Origin of the sequence: Streptomyces sp. NPDC052687 (assembly GCF_040678395.1) — a bacterium.
In the GTDB taxonomy this organism is placed as follows: domain Bacteria; phylum Actinomycetota; class Actinomycetes; order Streptomycetales; family Streptomycetaceae; genus Streptomyces.
On sequence record NZ_JBFATR010000001.1, the window covers coordinates 452,643 to 471,303 of the forward strand.

The window sequence follows — 18,661 nt, forward strand, 5'->3', positions numbered from 1 at the left end:
CCGGCCGGTGCCGCCGGGCCCGCGGCGGGCCGGCCGGACGGGCGTACGGGTTCGGCCACCGCCTGCACCCGGACGGAGCCGGGGTTCGAGGTGGTGGCCGACATCGTGGTGGGCGGACCTGGCCAGCGCCCGGCCCCGGTCCTCGGGCAGCGCGCCCGCCCGGTCGTCAGCCGGGCCAGTACGTGCGGGACCACGTCGCCGGGCCCGGGTGGGGGAGGCGGCGGGTGGCGATGCGGGACGGGTCGGACCAGGAGTCGCGGGGGGCGGGCGCGCCGGGCGGCGTGGCGGCCGCCGCCGCGGCGCGGACGCGGACCACCGCCAGTGCGGCGGCCAGCTCCTCCGGGGTCGGGTTGCCCCGTACGACCTTGATGTTCATGACCGCTCCAGCGACCTAGAGGGGGATGTTGCCGTGCTTCTTCGGAGGCAGGGATTCCCGCTTCGTCCGCAGCTGACGCAGACCGCGGACGATGTGCCGACGGGTCTCCGACGGCATGATCACCGCGTCGACGTAGCCGCGCTCGGCCGCGATGTAGGGGTTGAGGAGGGTGTCCTCGTACTCCTGCATCAGCCGGGCGCGGGTCGCCTCCGGATCGTCCGATTCCGCGATGGTGCGGCGGTGCAGGATGTTGACCGCGCCCTGCGCGCCCATGACCGCGATCTGGGCGGTGGGCCACGCCAGGTTGAGGTCGGCGCCCAGGTGCTTGGAGCCCATCACGTCGTACGCCCCGCCGAACGCCTTGCGGGTGATGACGGTGATCAGCGGGACGGTGGCCTCGGCGTAGGCGTAGATCAGCTTGGCGCCGCGCCGGATGATGCCGGTGTGTTCCTGGTCCACGCCGGGGAGGAAGCCCGGCACGTCCACGAAGGTCAGGACCGGCACGTTGAACGCGTCGCAGGTGCGCACGAACCGCGCCGCCTTCTCGGACGCGTCGATGTCCAGGCAGCCCGCGAACTGCATCGGCTGGTTGGCGACGATGCCGACCGGACGGCCCTCGACCCGGCCGAAGCCGGTGAGGATGTTCGGCGCGAACAGCGGCTGCGTCTCGAAGAACTCCCCGTCGTCGAGAACGTGCTCGATGACGGTGTGCATGTCGTACGGCTGGTTCGCCGAGTCCGGGACGATGGTGTCCAGCTCGCGGTCCTCGTCCGTGACGGACAGGTCCGCCTCCTCCGGGAACGCCGGCGGCTCGGACAGGTTGTTGGACGGCAGGTACGACAGCAGCTGCTTGACGTACTCGATGGCGTCCTTCTCGTCGCCCGCCATGTGGTGGGCCACACCGGAGGCCGTGTTGTGGGTCCGCGCGCCGCCCAGCTCCTCGAAGCCGACGTCCTCACCGGTGACGGTCTTGATGACGTCCGGGCCGGTGATGAACATGTGCGAGGTCTGGTCGACCATCACCGTGAAGTCGGTGATCGCCGGGGAGTAGACCGCGCCGCCCGCGCACGGGCCGACGACGAGGCTGATCTGCGGGATGACCCCGGAGGCGTGGGTGTTGCGGCGGAAGATCTCGCCGTACGCCCCGAGCGAGGCCACACCCTCCTGGATGCGCGCGCCGCCGGAGTCGTTGATGCCGATGACCGGGCAGCCGGTCTTCAGCGCGAAGTCCATCACCTTGACGATCTTCTGGCCGTAGACCTCGCCGAGGGCGCCGCCGAAGACGGTGAAGTCCTGCGAGAACACGGCCACCGGACGGCCGTCGACGGTGCCGTAACCGGTGACGACACCGTCGCCGTAGGGGCGGTTGGCGTCCAGGCCGAAGTTGGAGGAGCGGTGCCGGGCGAACTCGTCCAGCTCCACGAAGGAGCCCTCGTCCAGCAGCAGATCGATCCGCTCACGAGCCGTCAGCTTGCCCTTGGCGTGCTGCTTTTCCACGGCGCGGGCGGAACCGGCGTGCGTCGCCTCCTCGATGCGGCGCTGGAGATCCGCGAGCTTCCCCGCGGTCGTGTGAATGTCGATCTCTTCCGGCTCGGACATCGGGATGCGGCTCCCTGCCTGCTCAAAAGGGGGGACGGTTACTCATCCGTACAGTAGTGGCGGACCCACCGGTCGGCAGTGCGGTGTTTCCCACACCTAGGGTGGCTTGCATGACGCCGCGAGATGCATCAGGAGACACGCCGGGAGACAGCCGCTGGTCGGACCTGGACCGGCCGCCCCTCAACGCCGCCGCGCTGCGCCGGGCGCTGGTCCGCGAGGGCGGTCTGTGGTCGGACGTGGAGGTCGTGCAGCGCACCGGCTCCACCAACAGCGACCTGGTGGCCCGGGCCGCCGCGGGCGACACGCCCGAGGGCGTGATCCTCGTCGCCGAGGAGCAGACCTCCGGGCGGGGCCGCCTCGACCGCCGGTGGACGGCCCCGCCCCGCTCCGGGCTGTTCTTCTCCGTACTGCTGCGGCCCGCCGAGGTGCCGGTGGCCCGCTGGGGCTGGCTCCCGCTGCTCACCGGCGTCGCCGTGGCCACCGGCCTGTCCCGCACGGCCGGCGTCGACACGGCCCTCAAGTGGCCCAACGACCTGCTGGTGACCGTGGGCGGCGAGGAGCGCAAGGCGGGCGGCATCCTCGCCGAGCGGGCCGGCGCGGACGGCGTCGTCATCGGCGTCGGCATCAACGTCACCCTGCGCGCGGAGGAGCTGCCCGTCCCGCATGCGGGCTCACTGGCGCTCGCCGGGGCCGCCGGCACGGACCGCGACCCGCTGCTGCGCGGCATGCTGCGGTCCCTGGAGGACTGGTACGGCCGCTGGCGCGCGGCCGGTGGCGACCCGGGGGCCTGCGGTCTCCAGGACACCTACGCGGCGGGCTGCGCGACCCTGGGCCGGGTGGTCCGGGCGGAGCTGCCGGGGGACCGGTCGGTGGTGGGGGAGGCCGTGGCGGTGGACGGCGACGGCAGGCTGGTGATCGCGACGCAGGACGGCGTGCAGGAGCCGGTGGGCGCCGGAGACATCGTGCACCTGCGACCCGCGTGAGGGGGGCGCCCCGCAAGGGGCCGCGGGCCTGTGTCGATGTGCGGCTCCGCCGCGTGGGCGCGACCAGCCACGGACAGCGCGCACCCGGCGGACGACAGGAACCCACCACCTGCGCCGCCCCGCTCGGCCCGACGGAGTGAGCTGGCGCACATCTGCCGTAGAGTTGAGGCCGGTCGATACCTGACCGTGGCAGATCGGAAGGGCAACAGGCGTGACCGTCGACGACACGGGCTCCGGCATGGGTCGTAACCCAGCGCCCGACGGCACCGACCCCGGTGAGGATCCCCTCGCACTCCGCCTCGAACAGCTCATCCTCGGCGCCGAACGCCGCTACACCCCCTTCCAGGCGGCCCGCAGCGCCGGTGTCTCCATGGAACTGGCGTCCCGCTTCTGGCGGGCCATGGGTTTCGCCGACATCGGGCAGGCCAAGGCCCTCACCGAGGCGGACGTCCTCGCCCTGCGCCGCCTGGCCGGTCTGGTCGAGGCGGGCCTGCTGAGCGAGGCGATGGCGGTGCAGGTGGCCCGGTCGACGGGCCAGACCACCGCCCGTCTGGCCGAGTGGCAGATCGACTCCTTCCTGGAGGGCCTGACCGAGCCGCCCGAGCCCGGCATGACCCGCACCGAGGTCACGTATCCCCTGGTGGAACTGCTGCTGCCCGAGCTGGAGGAGTTCCTGGTCTACGTCTGGCGGCGGCAGCTGGCCGCCGCGACGGGCCGGGTCGTCCAGGCCGCCGACGACGAGGAGATGGTGGACCGGCGGCTGGCCGTCGGCTTCGCCGACCTCGTCGGCTTCACCCGGCTGACCCGCCGGCTGGAGGAGGAGGAGCTGGGCGAGCTGGTCGAGGCCTTCGAGACCACGGCCGCCGACCTGGTGGCCGCGCGCGGCGGCCGGCTCATCAAGACGCTCGGCGACGAGGTGCTGTACGCCGCCGACGACGCGGGCGTCGCCGCGGAGATCGCGCTGCGGCTGATCGAGACCATGGCGAACGACGCGACGATGCCCGAGCTGCGCGTGGGCATCGCCTTCGGCACGGTCACGACCCGAATGGGTGATGTCTTCGGTACGACGGTGAACCTCGCCTCCCGGTTGACGTCGATAGCCCCCCGGGACGCCGTGCTGGTCGACAGCGCCTTCGCCGAGGAGCTGATCCGCACCGGGGAGGCCCCGGCCTCCGAGGCGGCGGCGGCGGAGGCCGCGGCCGCCGCGGAGAAGGAGGGCGAGCAGCCGCCGGCGTACCGCTTCGCGCTCCAGCCGATGTGGCAGCGGCCGGTGCGTGGGCTGGGCGTGGTGGAGCCGTGGCTGCTGACGCGGCGGGATCCGTCGGCGTAAGGCGCGCGCAGTCGCAGTCGCGGGCGCAGTCGCGGGCGCGGGCGCCGGCGCGGTGGCGGAGGGGCGCTTCCCGCTTCAGTCAAGCCCGCCCAGGCAGAAGTCGATGACCGGCAGGCACAGGCCCGGGTCGTCGGGGTGGTCCGGCGCGGGGGAAGTGGTCGTCGGGTCGGGGGTGGCGGTCGGCTTGGGCTTGGGCCCCGGAGCCGGTTTCTGCGGTGATGCGGGGTCCGGCCGAGGGGCGTTCGTGGCCTTCGGGGGCGCGGGGGCGGGCGGGTTCGGGGCCTGCGGGTTCGTCGTGGTGCCGGGTACGGCGATGCCGGTGTGCGCCGGGGAGGCGGTCGCGGTGGGGATCGGCACCGCGCCGGCCGCGCCGTCCGTACCGCCCAGCGCGGAGGGCGCGGAGGGGGCGCGCTCGGGGGCGGTGGCGAGGTGGGGGGCGGCCGTGGACGGGGCCTGCGCCCGGTCGGTGCCCGCGTAGCTGCTGCCGTTGCCGTTGCCGCTTTCGTCGGCCGTTGCGGGGTTCGTGCCGGCGGGGTCGGTGTGCGTGGTGCCGAATCCGCCGATCACGCCCGTGTCCGGCATGAGCCGTACGAGGCTCAGCACGCCGGCGGCGACGGCGAGCCCGGCCGCGACGAGCAGCAGCTTGCGGGGGCGGGGGCGCCGGTGACGGCCACGGGTGAGGGGCTTGTCGCTTCTCGGGGTGGCGGGGGTGGGGGTTCTCGCGGGTGTGGCGGCCCTCGGGGGTGCGCTGGTCCGTGGGGGTGTGCTGGTCCGTGGGGATGCGCTGGTCGTCGGGGGCTTGGTGGGGCCGGGGATCCTGGCGGCCGCAGAGGTCGTGGGCGCCCCGGCGGTCCTGGCGGTTCCGGTGGTCGCGGGCGCTCCGGTGGGCGCAGGCCTTCCAGCGGTCCTGGCGGCTCTCGCGGGTGTGGCGGCCTTGGCGGCCGTGCCGGACGTCCTAGTGGGCTTGGGCGTGGGCGTGGGCGTGGGCGTGGGCATGGGCGTGGGTGTGGGCCTGGGCGTGGCGCTTCCGCGCGCCGCGCCGACGGTGCCCGCCTTGCCCGCCGTACCGGCCCTACTCGGCGTAGCGGCCCTGCCCGGCGTACCAGCCCTCGGCGTGCCCGCCCTGCCCGCGCCGCCCGGCGTGCCCGCCCTGCCCGCCAGGCCGGCCGTACCCGCCGTGCCCTTCGTGTCGGTGTTCGTTTCGCGCGCCATGCGATCGATCCCTCCCCGATGAGTGCGCCCCCGGTGCGCCGTGGCGGAGCACGTTAGGCGCTCCCTGGGGAGCGGGGGCGGGAGTCGGCGGGATGTCACTCGAACGGGGTGTCGGCCTCGGGGACGGGCCGGGGTCGGGTCGGGGGTGGATCAGGGGTGAGTGAGGGTGGGCGGCCCTTTTCCCGGCAGGGCGGGGCTGCGATGATCGGGGGAGTGCTGTTAACCCGCGTTAACCGGAGGGTGTCGTGAGCGAGGACGTTGTGAGCGAGGAGCGGTTCGGGGAGTTCGTGCTGGTGCGGCGGTACGAGGCCGGCCATGTCGCGGAGCTGGCACTCGACCGGCCCAAGGCGATGAACGCGGTGTCGACGGAGATGGCGCGGTCGATCGCGGGGGCGTGCGCGGCGCTGGCCGCGGACCGGGACGTGCGGGTGGTCGTGCTGACGTCGACGCACGAGCGGGCGTTCTGCGTCGGCGCGGACCTGAAGGAGCGCAACTCCTTCACGGACGCGGACCTGGTCCGCCAGCGCCCGGTCGCGCGCGGGGCGTACACCGGCGTGCTGGAGCTGCCGGTGCCGACGATCGCGGCGGTGCACGGCTTCGCGCTGGGCGGAGGGTTCGAGCTGGCGCTGTCCTGCGACGTGATCGTGGCGGACCGTACGGCGGTGGTGGGCCTGCCGGAGGTGTCGGTCGGCGTGATCCCCGGGGGCGGCGGTACGCAGCTGCTGCCCCGCAGAGTGGGTGCGGCCCGCGCCGCCGAGCTGATCTTCACGGCGCGCCGGGTGGAGGCGCCGGAGGCGCGGGAGCTGGGGCTGGTCGACGTCCTGGTGGACGAGGGGCGCGACCGTGCGGAGGCCCTGTCCCTGGCCTCCCGCATCGCCGCCAACTCGCCGGTCGGCCTCCGCGCGGCCAAGCGAGCCCTGCGCCTCGGGCACGGCCTCGACCTTTCGGCCGGTCTGGAGGTCGAGGACGCCGCCTGGCGCTCGGTGGCCTTCTCCGGCGACCGGGCGGAGGGAGTGGCCGCCTTCAACGAGAAGCGGAAGCCGCAGTGGCCCGGGGAGTGAGAGCGGCGGCGCCCCGTCGGCCCTCTTACACCCCAGAGGTCCCCTCGTTCCCGGAAACACCACGCTCCTCACCGTGATCACTCCATGCGCCGCTTCAACGTCCCACATCGGGCGGAACCTCCCTAGCCTGGAGCAATGGGTGAGGACAAGCGGCTCGCGGATGTCGTCGCGCTGGCGCAGGGGATGGCGGCGGCGCGCACTCCGCGGGAGTCGTGGCGGGCGGCGGCGGTGGGGGCGTGCCGGGCGCTGGACGGGAGCTTCGCGGCGCTGTCGGTGTGGGAGCGGGAGCTGGGTCGGCTGCGGGTCCTGGTGAACGTGGGGGACCGGGCACCGGACGAGGCGGAGTTCCCCGAGGACGAGACCTATCCGGTGCACCAGTTCGCCGAGATCACCGAGTTCCTGCACGAGCAGTGGGCCTCCGGGGGCGAGCCGGACGCCTGGGTGGAGACCGCCGACGGGCCGACCGAGGGGCGCGCGGGATTCGTGCACGAGCGGGTCGCGGCCCTGCGCCGGCGCGGGCGCGGCTCGTGTGTCGTCGCGCCGATCGTGCTGCACGGGCGGGCGTGGGGTGAGCTGTATGTGGCCCGCCCGGCCGGGACGCCGGTGTTCGGCCGGGACGACGCGGACTTCGCGACCGTGCTGGCCGCCGTGGTCGCGGCGGGCATCGCGCAGACGGAACGGCTGGAGGAGGCGCGCCGGCTCGCCTTCACCGACTCCCTCACCGGCCTGGCCAATCGCCGTGCCGTCGACATGCGGCTGGACGAGGCCGTGGAGCGGCATCGCAGGGAAGGGGTGGTCGTCAGTCTCGTGGTCTGCGACCTGAACGGGCTCAAGCGGGTCAACGACACGCTGGGGCACGCCGTCGGGGACCGGCTGCTGGAGCGGTTCGGCTCGGTGCTGTCACTGTGCGGGGCGATGCTTCCCAACACCCTCGTCGCCCGGCTCGGCGGGGACGAGTTCTGCCTGCTGGCGGTCGGCCCGCCCGCCGGGGACGTGGTGAAGGTGGCCGACGAGCTGTGCCGCAGGGCGTCCGAGCTGGAGCTGGGCGAGGGCGTCGCCTGCGGGGTGGCCTCCACCGAGGAGCCGATCGGCACCGTGCGCTCCGCCCGCCGCCTGTTCCGGCTGGCCGACGCGGCCCAGTACCGCGCCAAGGCGGACCGCTCCGACCGCCCGGTGGTCGCCGGGCGCGAGGGCCCCGACGACCCCGTCGTGCGCCTGGCCGACGAGCCGTCGCACGAGTCGGGTCGCGAGCGGCGGCGGTTCCGGGGGCGGGACGTGTGAGTAAGGGGTGAACGCCGACTCCACTGGTGACATTTTCGAATTCACTGCGTACGCTCCTGAATATGGATATGCACACTGTGGTGGTGGGGACGTCCGGCGTCACCGCGTCCGACGTCCTCGCCGTGGCCCGCGGCGGCGCCCGCGTCGAGCTTTCCGGGGAGGCGGTGGGCGCACTCACCGCGGCCCGCGGGATCGTGGACGCGCTGGCGGCCAAGCCGGACCCCGTCTACGGCGTCTCCACCGGCTTCGGCGCTCTCGCGACCCGGCACATCGGCCAGGAGCTGCGCACTCAGCTCCAGCGCAACATCGTCCGCTCGCACGCCGCCGGCATGGGCCCGCGCGTCGAGCGGGAGGTGGTGCGGGCCCTGATGTTCCTGCGGCTGAAGACCGTCTGCTCCGGACACACCGGCGTGCGGCCCGAGGTCGCGCAGACCATGGCGGACGTCCTCAACGCCGGTATCACCCCGGTCGTGCACGAGTACGGCTCCCTGGGCTGCTCCGGCGACCTCGCCCCGCTCTCCCACTGCGCCCTCACGCTCATGGGCGAGGGCGACGCCGAGGGCCCGGACGGTGCCGTACGGCCCGCCGGGGAGCTGCTCGCCGAGCACGGCATCGCCCCCGTCGAGCTGCGCGAGAAGGAGGGCCTCGCCCTCCTCAACGGCACCGACGGCATGCTCGGCATGCTGATCATGGCCCTGGCCGACCTGGAGACGCTCTACAAGTCCGCCGACGTCACCGCCGCCCTCAGCCTCGAAGCCCTGCTCGGCACCGACAAGGTGCTCGCGCCCGAGCTGCACGCCATCCGCCCCCACCCCGGGCAGGGCGACGCCGCCGCCAACATGCTCGCCGTCCTCAAGGGCTCCGGCCTCACCGGCCACCACCAGGACGACGCGCCCCGCGTCCAGGACGCCTACTCGGTGCGCTGCGCCCCGCAGGTCGCCGGCGCCGGCCGTGACACCCTCGCGCACGCCCGCCTGGTCGCCGAGCGCGAGCTGGCCGCCGCCGTCGACAACCCCGTCGTCCTCCCCGACGGACGGGTCGAGTCCAACGGCAACTTCCACGGCGCCCCGGTGGCGTACGTGCTGGACTTCCTCGCCATCGCCGCCGCCGACCTCGCCTCCATCGCCGAGCGCCGCACCGACCGGCTGCTGGACAAGAACCGCAGCCACGGCCTGCCGCCGTTCCTCGCCGACGACGCGGGCGTGGACAGCGGCCTGATGATCGCCCAGTACACCCAGGCGGCGCTGGTCAGCGAGCTGAAGCGGCTGGCCGTCCCGGCATCGGCGGACTCCATCCCGTCCTCCGCGATGCAGGAGGACCACGTCTCCATGGGCTGGTCGGCGGCGCGCAAGCTGCGCACGGCCGTGGACAACCTGACCCGCGTCCTCGCCATCGAGCTGTACGCCGCCACCCGCGCCGTCGAGTTGCGCGAGGGTCTGACCCCGGCCCCGGCGACCCGCGCCGTCCTGGACGCGGTCCGCGCCGCGGGCGTCGAGGGCCCCGGCCCCGACCGCTTCCTCGCCCCCGATCTCGCGGCGGCCGACGCGTTCGTGCGCGAGGGCCGGCTGGTCGCGGCGGTGGAGACGGTCACCGGACCCCTCCGCTGACGCGAAGGGCCCCGTCCGGCACTGCGGACGGGGCCCCTCACACCACGACGACGGCTACGTGAGCTTGCCCGCCTGGGCCTCGACGAGCGGGGCCGGCACGTCGTACTCCTTGCCGGTCATCATCGCGCCGATGTTCATCGTGTAGTAGGCGGCGACGTTGTTGCCGTGCCGCACGACCTCGCCGTGCACGACGCCCGGCTGGCCGTCCATGTCGCCGGTCGCGGCGAACGCGATCGACTCGTCACCCGTGCCCGAGGCCTTGGTCTCGGCGACCTTCGTGAACTTCTGGTCCTCGCCGCCGGAGCCGACCGTGAAGCCGCCGGCGCAGGCCGCGACGGCGTCGGAGACGGTCTTGAACGTCTTCTCGGCGCCGTCACCGTCGTAGGACGACAGGCCGACGACCGTGACGTTCAGGTTCATCGAGTCGCCGAGCGCGTCCTCGAACTCGCCCTCGGTCAGCTCGTCCAGGGACTTCGAGGCGGTGTCGGTGGGCGACTTCTCCTCCGTCGCCATGGTGTTGGTCTCGGCCGCGGCGTCGCCCGGGGCCAGACCGCTCATCACGTACGCGAGCGGCTTGCACTGCTCGTCGCCCGTGACGGCCTTCTTGTCGGCCGGGAAGTCGGCCTGCTGCACGCCGCTGAACGCGAACCCCTCGACATCGCCCTTGGCGACGATGCGGTCCTTCAGCTCCGCCGCGGTGAGCGCCTTCGCGGCCTCGGCCTGCGAACCCGAACCGGTGTCCTTCTCGTCGTCCGACCCGGAGCCGCAGCCCGTGACGAGGGCGAGCGACAGAGCGCCCACAACAGCTGTGGCGCCCAGTCGCGCGCCCGATGATCTCTTCATGAGCGGACTATGAACGCCACGTCAAGAAAACGTCAAGCCGGATTGTCTTCCCGGACTTACAGCCCAAGACGTTCCCTGCGCACCGAATACACCACGAACCCGGCACCCACCGTCAGCGAGAGCGTGCCGCCGACGACATACGGCGTGCTGTCGAAGCTGCCGGTGTCCGCGAGCCGGGTCTCCCCCTCGGACGTCGTCGTCAGCGACGCCGCCTCCACCTGGGTGGTGTGCGCCGTCCGCGCGTCCTGCGCGCCCTGCTCCTCCCGCGAGACGCGCACGGCCTGACCGGCCTGGTCGATCTGGCGGCCCTCGGTGACCTGACCGGCGTGACCGGGCTGGCCGGCCTCACCTGCCTGGGTGGCCTGGGTGGCCGAATCCTGCTGTCTGACCGCTTCGTCCGAGGTCGCGTTGGCGGAAGGGACGAACCACAGGGCACCCAGCAGGGTCCCCGCGGCGGTGGCGGTCAGCAACGGACGGCGAGCGGATGACACGGAATATCGATCCCCTTGTGGCGCTGGCGAATTGGCCGTGTGGGGCGATGTTAGTGAAAGGCGCGGGTCACGGGAAAGTCACGGGCGCCCCGGGCCGTACGCTCCGGGCATGAGCACTGCAGAGACATCACGTTTTGTACGGCTTCGCGTGGAAGTCGTCGTCGAGGTCGACGACGCCGACGCGGTCACCAAGGCCGCGCTGCGCCGGATCGCCGCCGAACCGGATATGCCCGCCGAGGAGCGGGTACACGCCGAGAGTGCCGTCACGGAGGACACCGCGGAGGCCCTGGCCTATCTCGTGGACCCGTTCGACCTGGTCGGCGAGGTGCCGGGAATCGAACTCCAGCAGGCCTCCTGGAGCAGCGAGCGAGTGGACTACGACCCGGACGCGCCGGAATGGGACGCCGACGACGACGATGCCGACGACGATGCCGACGACGAGGAAGAGAACCCGGACGAGACGTAGGGCGGCCGGGCGCCCGGGGAAGGCACGGGAAAAATAGTGACCCCGGGGGGCAACCGCCGCCCGGGGTTCGTTCGTCTCAAGGGGCGCACTGACCGACACCCGCACCCGGCCGGCCCGGCGGCGGACGTGGTGTGCCCCACACATCCAGGGAATGTGGAACGGGACGAACCGGTCGTAGCGTTGAAACCTTGTAACGGGGACTCTCGGGGTTCTGGGGAATCGGCAACGATGGAGAAGCGTGTGATGACGAACAGTAAGCGGCGCAAGGGCCTGACGGTCGCGTCCGCACTGCTCGGCGGTGTGCTGGTGCTCTCGGCCTGTACCGGCGAGGATGCCTCCGGCAACGAGGGCAACGACACCTCGCAGGCGAAGGTCGACGAGGCGGCGGCGCAGAAGACCTCCGAGGCCCAGATCAAGATCACGCCCAAGGACGGCTCCAACAACGCCTCCATCAACAACTCCGCCACGGTGACGGTCGGCAAGGGCACGCTCACCGAGGTGAAGATGACCACCGCGGACGGCACGGCCGTCGCCGGTGAGATATCCGCGGACAAGACCAGCTGGAAGCCCAGCACCCAGCTGGAGCGCGCCACCACCTACAAGATCGCGGTGACCGCGAAGGACGCCGACGGCCGGGAGGCGCACGAGAACGCCTCCTTCACCACGGTCTCCCCGGCCAACAGCTTCATAGGCTCCTTCACGCCCGAGGACGGCTCCACCGTCGGCGTGGGCATGCCGGTGTCGATCAACTTCGACAAGGCGATCACCAACAAGGCGGAGGTCCAGAAGGGCATCACCGTCTCGACCACCAGCGGCCAGGAGGTCGCCTGCCACTGGTTCAACGCCAACCGCATGGACTGCCGCCCGGAGGAGTACTGGAAGGAAGGCTCCAAGGTCACCCTGAAGCTGGCGCTCGACGGCGTCGAGGGTGCCGAGGGTGTCTACGGCGTCCAGCAGAAGACGGTCTCCTTCACCATCGGCCGCAACCAGGTCTCCGTCGTCGACGCGGAGACCAAGCAGATGAAGGTCATGCAGGACGGGAAGGTCATCCGGACCATCCCGATCTCCGCCGGCTCGCCCGAGAACAAGACGTACGAGGGCCAGATGGTGATCTCCGAGAAGTTCAAGGAGACCCGGATGAACGGCGCGACGGTCGGCTTCACCGACGACGACGGCAAGGGCGAGTACGACATCAAGGACGTGCCGCACGCCATGCGTCTGTCGACGTCCGGCACCTTCATCCACGGCAACTACTGGGGCGCGAAGTCCATCTTCGGCAGCGTGAACACCAGCCACGGCTGCGTGGGCCTGTCCGACACCAAGGGCGCCGACGACCCGAACACGCCGGGCGCCTGGTTCTTCAACAACTCGATCGTCGGTGACGTCGTCGTGGTGAAGAACACCGGCGACAAGACCATCGCCCCGGACAACGGCCTGAACGGCTGGAACATGGACTGGGCGCAGTGGAAGGCGGGTTCCGCCATCTGACGCGGGCTCACCCCTCACCCTGACGCGACGGATGCCGCTTCCCCTCCGGGGGAGGCGGCATCCGCGTATCTCCGGGTCTTCTCATCCTGCTCTCGTTCACCCCGCTCTTCTCATCCTGCTCTTATCGCTGCCTTATCCCCTCATCACGCGCCCTCCCTAGCTTGCGGCGCATGTTCTTCACCTACTTGAGGCGCGAGCTGCGCCGCCGCAGAAAGGCGGCCCTCGTCGTCGCCTCCGGTCTCGCGCTGGGCATCGCGCTGGTCATCGTGGTCGACTCCGTCTCCTCCGGCATGGGCAGGGCGCAGGAGAAGGTCCTGCGGTCGCTGTACGGGCTGGGCACGGACATGACGGTCACCAAGGCCGCCGACCCCGCCGAGCAGGGGCAGGTCCAGCGGCCCCGGTTCCGGTTCGACGCCGGGGAGGAGGGCTCCGGCGAGGAGCAGAGCAGCGACCGGGTGATGGTTCAGGGCTTCGAGACCCTGCCGAGTTCCACCGTCGAGAAGGTCGCCGCGCAGGACGGCGTCGCGGACGCGGTGGGCGGGCTCAGCCTCCAGGTCGTCAAGGTGAGCGGCGAGTTCACCCGCGGGCAGATCCAGCAGCAGCCCGGCGGCGGACAGGACGGCGGCGGTCAGGGGAGCGGACCGGGCGGCCGAACCGCCCAGCCCGAGGGGCGGGTGCAGGGCGGCGGCGCCGACTTCGACGTCGACAGCCACTCGGTCTACGGCACCGACGTCACCGAGCCGGCCCTCGGCCCGCTGACCACCTCGAAGATCACCAGCGGGCGTACGTTCCGGACCTCCGAGACCGACGCGAAGGTGGCCGTCGCGGACGCCTCGTACGCCAAGGAGAAGAAGCTCGCCGTCGGCGACACCGTCACCGTCAAGGGCGTGACGTTCGAGGTCGTCGGCATCGCCACCCCGGACAGCGGGGACGCCGCGGCCGACCTCTACATCCCGCTCCAGCAGGCCCAGAAGCTCGCCGACGCCGCGGACGAGGTCACCACGATCTACGTCAAGGCGACCGACTCGCAGCGGATCGACGCGGTGAAGTCGCGGATCCAGAAGAACATCGAGGGGACGACGGTCACCACCTCCGCCGACCTCGCCGAGACGGTCTCCGGCTCCCTCTCCACGGCCTCCGAGCTGGCCACCAAGGTCGGCACCTGGCTCTCCCTCGCGGTGCTCGTGGCCGCGTTCCTGGTGGCCGGGCTGCTCACCTCATCGGCGGTGTCCCGGCGGGTGCGGGAGTTCGGCACGCTGAAGGCGCTGGGCTGGCGGTCCGGCCGGGTGACCCGGCAGGTGGCCGGTGAGGCGATGGTGCACGGGCTGGCCGGCGGCGCGCTCGGCATCGCGCTGGGCCTGGCGGGGGCGTACGCGGTGACCGCGGTGAGCCCGACCCTCCAGGCGCGGCTGGGCGGTGCGACGGCCGGCACCGGCGGCGGCCGGATGCTCGTCGGGCCCGGCCGGCAGCCCGCGTCCCGCACCCTCGACGTCGCGCTCACCGCGCCGGTCAGTACGACGACCATCGCCCTGGCGGTGGGCCTCGCGGTGGGCGGCGGACTGGTCGCCGGCGCGTTCGGCGCCTGGCGGGCATCCCGGCTGCGCCCGGCGGACGCCCTGCGGCGCGTCGAGTGACCCACGACCCCACGCCCCACACCCTCACCTCCACCCCGTTCGACCCCCAGGAGCCCCCATGTACGAACTCAATGCCGTCACCAAGCGCTACCGGCGAGGCAGGGAGACCGTCGACGCGCTGGCCGGTGTCGACCTGACCATTCCCGACGGTGACCGGCTGGTCATCCAAGGGCCCACCGGCGGCGGCAAGTCGACGCTGCTTCAGATGCTGGGCGGCCTCGACCGGCCCAGCTCCGGGCAGGTCGTGCTCGACGGCACCGACCTGGCCCGGCTGCCCGAGGCCCGGCTCACCCGGGTGCGCAGCGAGAACATCGGCTTCGTCTTCCAGAGCTTCAACCTCATCCCCACGCTCACCGCGCAGGAGAACGTCGAGACCGCCCTCGTACCGCTCGGGCTGAAGCCGCGGGAGCGGCGGGAGCGGGCCGCCGAGGCGCTCGCGTCGGTGGGCCTCGGAGAGCGGCTCGCACATCTGCCCGGCGAGATGTCCGGCGGCCAGCAGCAGCGGGTGGCCATCGCCCGGGCGCTGGTGAAGCAGCCGAAGGTCCTGCTCGCCGACGAGCCCACCGGCAACCTCGACGAGTCGACCCGCGACGAGATCATGGACGTACTCGAACGCATGTGGAAGGAGCTGGGGCTGACGTTCGTCATGGTCACCCACGACTCCGTGCTGGCGGGGAAGGCGCCGCGGCTGGCGACGATCCAGAAGGGAACGATCACGGTCAAGGAGAACAACTGCTGAGAAACCGTGCCCGACGAGCCCGATCCGGCGCGTTTCTATAGCGAACTCGTGACACAAGCCCCTCTTGAGCGGGCTGATCGCCCCCCGGCATACTCCAAGGTCCGGGGGGATGCACGAGCGTGTGTGCGGGACCACCCCCGGCCGGGTGAACGGGGAATTCGCCCGGTACCTCAACTCCAGGGGGAGTTTTGCGCAGACAAGTGAAGAAAGCGGGCGCCGCCGCGGTCGCGACCGCGGCCGCCGTGGCTCTCGCCGCGGGACTGACCACCCCGGCATCGGCGAAGCCCGCCCAACCCGCTCACGGCAGCGCCAAGCTGACGTCCCAGCACCACATCACCCTGATCACCGGTGACCGGGTCACCGTGGACGCCAAGGGTCGTGTCGTCGGCATCGAGCCGGCGAAGGGACGCGAAGACATACCCGTACAGATCCGCAAGGCCGAAGGCCACACGCTCGTCATACCCGCCGACGCGGCCCGCCTGGTCGCCACCGGCAAGCTCGACCAGCGGCTGTTCGACATCACCGAGCTGAACAAGTCCGCCACCCGCAAGGCCCAGCAGAAGGGCCTGAAGGTCATCGTCGGCTACCAGGGCGCCGCCGGTGCCACGAAGGCCGACGTCCGGGACGCGGGCACGCTGCGCCGCACCCTGAAGTCCCTCAACGCGGACGCCGTGCAGACCCCGTACGCGGACACGCACGAGCTGTGGGACGCGGTCACCAACGGCGACCGCACCGCCGCCGGCATCGCGCACGTCTGGCTCGACGGGGTCCGCAAGGTCACCCTCGACAAGTCCGTCGCGCAGATCGGCGCCCCGAAGGCCTGGGCAGCCGGCTACGACGGCAAGGGCGTCACGATCGCCGTCCTGGACACCGGTGTCGACGCCGGCCACCCGGACCTGAAGGACCAGGTCGTCGCGTCGAAGAACTTCACCAAGGCGCCCGACGCCGGGGACAAGTTCGGCCACGGCACGCACGTCGCGTCCATCGCGGCCGGCACCGGCGCGAAGTCCGGCGGCAAGTACAAGGGTGTCGCGCCCGGCGCCGACATCCTCAACGGCAAGGTCCTCGACGACAACGGCTCCGGTGACGACTCCGGCATCCTCGCCGGCATGGAGTGGGCGACCGAGCAGGGCGCCGACGTCATCAACATGAGCCTCGGCGGCCCGGACTCCCCGGAGGTCGACCCGCTGGAGGCGGCGGTCGACAAGCTGTCCGCCGAGAAGGGCGTGCTGTTCGCCATCGCGGCGGGCAACTCCGGCCCCGAGTCGGTCGGTTCGCCCGGCACCGCGGACGCCGCGCTGACCGTCGGCGCCGTCGACGACAAGGACGAGCTGGCGGACTTCTCCAGCACCGGCCCGCGGCTCGGCGACGGCGCGATCAAGCCCGACGTCACCGCGCCCGGCGTGGACATCACCGCCGCCTCGGCCAAGGGCAGCGTCATCGCGCAGGAGGTCGGCGAGAAGCCGGCCGGCTACCTGACCATCTCCGGTACGTCGATGGCCACCCCGCACGTCGCGGGCGCCGCCGCCATCCTCAAGCAGCAGCACCCGGACTGGACCGGCGCCCAGATCAAGGCCGCGCTGACCGCCTCCACCAAGGGCGGCGCGTACACGCCGTTCGAGCAGGGCTCGGGCCGGATCCAGGTCGACAAGGCGATCAAGCAGACGGTCGTCGCCGAGCCGGTGTCGGTGAGCTTCGGCGTGCAGCAGTGGCCGCACACCGACGACAAGCCGGTCACCAAGCAGCTGACCTACCGCAACCTCGGCACGACGGACGTCACCCTGACCCTGTCGTCCAAGGCCACCAACCCCAAGGGCCAGGCCGCTCCGGCGGGCTTCTTCACCCTGGGCGCGACCAAGGTCACCGTCCCGGCGGGCGGCAAGGCCTCGGTCGACTTCACCGTCAACACCAAGCTGGGCGGCACCGTCGACGGCGCCTACTCGGCGTACGTGACGGCGACGGGCGGCGGCCAGACCGTGCGCACGGCGGCCGCGGTGCAGCGCGAGGTGGAGTCGTACGACCTCACCGTGCAGCACATCGACCGTGACGGCAACGCGGCGAAGAACTACGGCACCAGCCTCGCCGGCCTCACCGGCCTGAGCAAGGACAAGTGGTTCAACCTCTACGACGCCTCCGGCACCGTCAAGATCCGCGTCCCCAAGGGCAGCTACGTGCTCGACTCCGGTCTCTTCCAGGACCCGGAGGACTTCACCAAGGGCGCCGACTGGCTGGCCCAGCCGAAGCTGAACATCACCAAGAGCACCACGGTGACGGTCGACGCGCGCAAGGCCAAGCCGGTGGACATCACCGTGCCGGCCGCCGGCGCGAAGTCGGAGTTCGCCTCCCCCGACTACACGATCGACACCAGTGAGGGCTCGTACACGTTCGGCTGGTGGATGGACTCGTACGCCAACTTCCGCAGCGCCCACCTGGGCCCGCAGATCACCGACGGCTCGCTGAGCCAGCAGTGGGCCGGGCACTGGACCAAGGGCGCCAACGAGCAGTACGACACCGTGACCGGCGGCAAGGTCAAGCAGCTCGCCACCGGCTACACCAAGCACTACAAGGCCGCTGACCTGGCGAACGTCAAGGTCGCCATGGGTTCGGCGACCCCCGGCAAGAAGGGCGCGATCTCCGCTGTCGGCTGGCTGCCGGGCAGCTCCGTCGCCTCCTCCATCGCCATCCCGCAGAAGCTCCCGGGCACCCGCACGCTCCACCTGTCCGCGCAGGGCGGCGTGAAGTGGGACCTGGAGTTCGAGCAGCAGGGCGGGGTCGACGCCGACGGCTGGCCGATCTCCGAGGCGTACTACACGCTCGGCGAGAACGTCTCCTTCAAGGCCGGCAGGGACTACGCGAAGACGGTCAACAAGGCCGTGTTCGGCCCGACCCTGAACAGCGAGTTCGGCCTCTACCGGGACGGCAACGAGATCTACGGCTACCTGCCGCTGTTCGCCGACTCCCAGAAGAACCCGGGCTCGTCGCTGTTCACCTCGGTGAACACGACCCTGTACCGCAACGGCACCAAGGTCGGCACGCACGACGACCCGCTGTTCGGTGAGAAGTCCTTCAAGGTCCCGTCCGGCGACGCCGCGTACAAGCTGACCACCTCGGTCAAGCGGACCACCAAGGTCGCCGCCGCCTCCACCCGCATCGACGCGAGCTGGACCTTCCGCTCCAAGAAGCCCGCCGACCTGGCCAAGCTCCCGGCCTCCACCGCCCGCTTCAACGCGAGCGTGGGCGCGGACGGCAAGGTCACCGCCGGCCAGAAGGTCACCTTCCCGGTCACGGTGGAGGGCTCCGCCAAGGGCTCCAACCTCAAGTCGCTGCACGTCTACGCCTCGTACGACTACGGCAAGACCTGGAAGAAGCTCACGGTGAAGAACGGCAAGATCACCGTGAAGAACCCGGCGAAGGGGAAGGCCATCTCCTTCCACGCCAAGATCACGGACAAGAAGGGCAACAAGTCCACGATCTCGATCTACAACGCCTACTACGGCAAGTGATCGAACGGCAGTGAACCACTGAAGGCAGCACTACTGAAGGCCCCGGCG

General features: G+C 71.8%; 15 protein-coding genes. 10 read left to right on the forward strand and 5 right to left on the reverse strand.

Annotated elements, in window-relative coordinates; genetic code table 11:
- Positions 1-166: 166 nt before the first annotated feature.
- Both AB0K92_RS02185 and AB0K92_RS02190 read right to left on the reverse strand, forming a co-directional pair.
- The gene (locus AB0K92_RS02185; RefSeq protein WP_365918507.1) at positions 167-376 is read right to left on the reverse strand and encodes an acyl-CoA carboxylase epsilon subunit; all 210 of its coding nucleotides are present in this window, start codon (positions 374-376) and stop codon (positions 167-169) included.
- A 15-nt stretch (positions 377-391) separates the two neighbouring features.
- Positions 392-1,975: an acyl-CoA carboxylase subunit beta gene (locus tag AB0K92_RS02190; protein WP_365918509.1), complete on the reverse strand. Its 1,584-nt coding sequence runs from the start codon at positions 1,973-1,975 to the stop codon at positions 392-394.
- A 110-nt stretch (positions 1,976-2,085) separates the two neighbouring features.
- On the opposite strand from AB0K92_RS02190, the gene AB0K92_RS02195 reads away from it, so the two are divergent.
- Both AB0K92_RS02195 and AB0K92_RS02200 read left to right on the forward strand, forming a co-directional pair.
- Entirely contained in the window at positions 2,086-2,958 is an 873-nt protein-coding gene (locus AB0K92_RS02195) for a biotin--[acetyl-CoA-carboxylase] ligase (protein WP_365918511.1), read from the forward strand.
- 211 nt (positions 2,959-3,169) lie between these two features.
- Complete coding sequence (locus tag AB0K92_RS02200; RefSeq protein WP_365918512.1) at positions 3,170-4,288, forward strand: adenylate/guanylate cyclase domain-containing protein; 1,119 nt, start codon at positions 3,170-3,172, stop codon at positions 4,286-4,288.
- 75 nt (positions 4,289-4,363) lie between these two features.
- Here AB0K92_RS02200 and AB0K92_RS02205 read toward each other — a convergent pair whose 3' ends face one another.
- Positions 4,364-4,870 (reverse strand): hypothetical protein, encoded by a 507-nt coding sequence (locus AB0K92_RS02205; protein WP_365918513.1) that lies wholly within the window; start codon positions 4,868-4,870, stop codon positions 4,364-4,366.
- Between the two features lie 890 nt (positions 4,871-5,760).
- On the opposite strand from AB0K92_RS02205, the gene AB0K92_RS02210 reads away from it, so the two are divergent.
- From AB0K92_RS02210 to hutH, 3 genes are all read left to right on the forward strand, one after another.
- Positions 5,761-6,561 carry an enoyl-CoA hydratase-related protein gene (locus tag AB0K92_RS02210; protein ID WP_365918769.1) on the forward strand — a complete coding sequence of 267 codons (801 nt, stop codon included), beginning with the start codon at positions 5,761-5,763 and terminating at the stop codon, positions 6,559-6,561.
- Between the two features lie 135 nt (positions 6,562-6,696).
- A complete protein-coding gene (locus AB0K92_RS02215; protein ID WP_365918515.1) occupies positions 6,697-7,842 on the forward strand; it encodes a GGDEF domain-containing protein in 1,146 nt (381 codons plus the stop codon).
- Positions 7,843-7,910: 68 nt separating this feature from the next.
- Positions 7,911-9,449: a histidine ammonia-lyase gene (gene hutH, locus AB0K92_RS02220; RefSeq protein ID WP_365918771.1), complete on the forward strand. Its 1,539-nt coding sequence runs from the start codon at positions 7,911-7,913 to the stop codon at positions 9,447-9,449.
- Positions 9,450-9,503: 54 nt separating this feature from the next.
- Here hutH and AB0K92_RS02225 read toward each other — a convergent pair whose 3' ends face one another.
- Positions 9,504-10,292, reverse strand: coding sequence for a hypothetical protein (locus AB0K92_RS02225; protein ID WP_365918517.1), 789 nt, complete (start codon positions 10,290-10,292; stop codon positions 9,504-9,506).
- 56 nt (positions 10,293-10,348) lie between these two features.
- On the reverse strand, positions 10,349-10,783 hold the full coding sequence (locus AB0K92_RS02230) for a cell wall protein (protein ID WP_365918519.1): 435 nt from the start codon (positions 10,781-10,783) through the stop codon (positions 10,349-10,351).
- A 109-nt stretch (positions 10,784-10,892) separates the two neighbouring features.
- Between AB0K92_RS02230 and AB0K92_RS02235 the strand changes: the two genes are divergently transcribed.
- From AB0K92_RS02235 to AB0K92_RS02255, 5 genes are all read left to right on the forward strand, one after another.
- Positions 10,893-11,249 (forward strand): hypothetical protein, encoded by a 357-nt coding sequence (locus AB0K92_RS02235; RefSeq protein WP_365918521.1) that lies wholly within the window; start codon positions 10,893-10,895, stop codon positions 11,247-11,249.
- Positions 11,250-11,492: 243 nt separating this feature from the next.
- The gene (locus tag AB0K92_RS02240; RefSeq protein WP_166001931.1) at positions 11,493-12,737 is read left to right on the forward strand and encodes an Ig-like domain-containing protein; all 1,245 of its coding nucleotides are present in this window, start codon (positions 11,493-11,495) and stop codon (positions 12,735-12,737) included.
- Between the two features lie 170 nt (positions 12,738-12,907).
- Complete coding sequence (locus AB0K92_RS02245; RefSeq protein WP_365918523.1) at positions 12,908-14,371, forward strand: ABC transporter permease; 1,464 nt, start codon at positions 12,908-12,910, stop codon at positions 14,369-14,371.
- Positions 14,372-14,429: 58 nt separating this feature from the next.
- Complete coding sequence (locus tag AB0K92_RS02250; RefSeq protein WP_365918526.1) at positions 14,430-15,110, forward strand: ABC transporter ATP-binding protein; 681 nt, start codon at positions 14,430-14,432, stop codon at positions 15,108-15,110.
- A 200-nt stretch (positions 15,111-15,310) separates the two neighbouring features.
- The gene (locus AB0K92_RS02255; protein ID WP_365918528.1) at positions 15,311-18,613 is read left to right on the forward strand and encodes a S8 family peptidase; all 3,303 of its coding nucleotides are present in this window, start codon (positions 15,311-15,313) and stop codon (positions 18,611-18,613) included.
- The last annotated feature ends 48 nt before the right edge of the window (positions 18,614-18,661 follow it).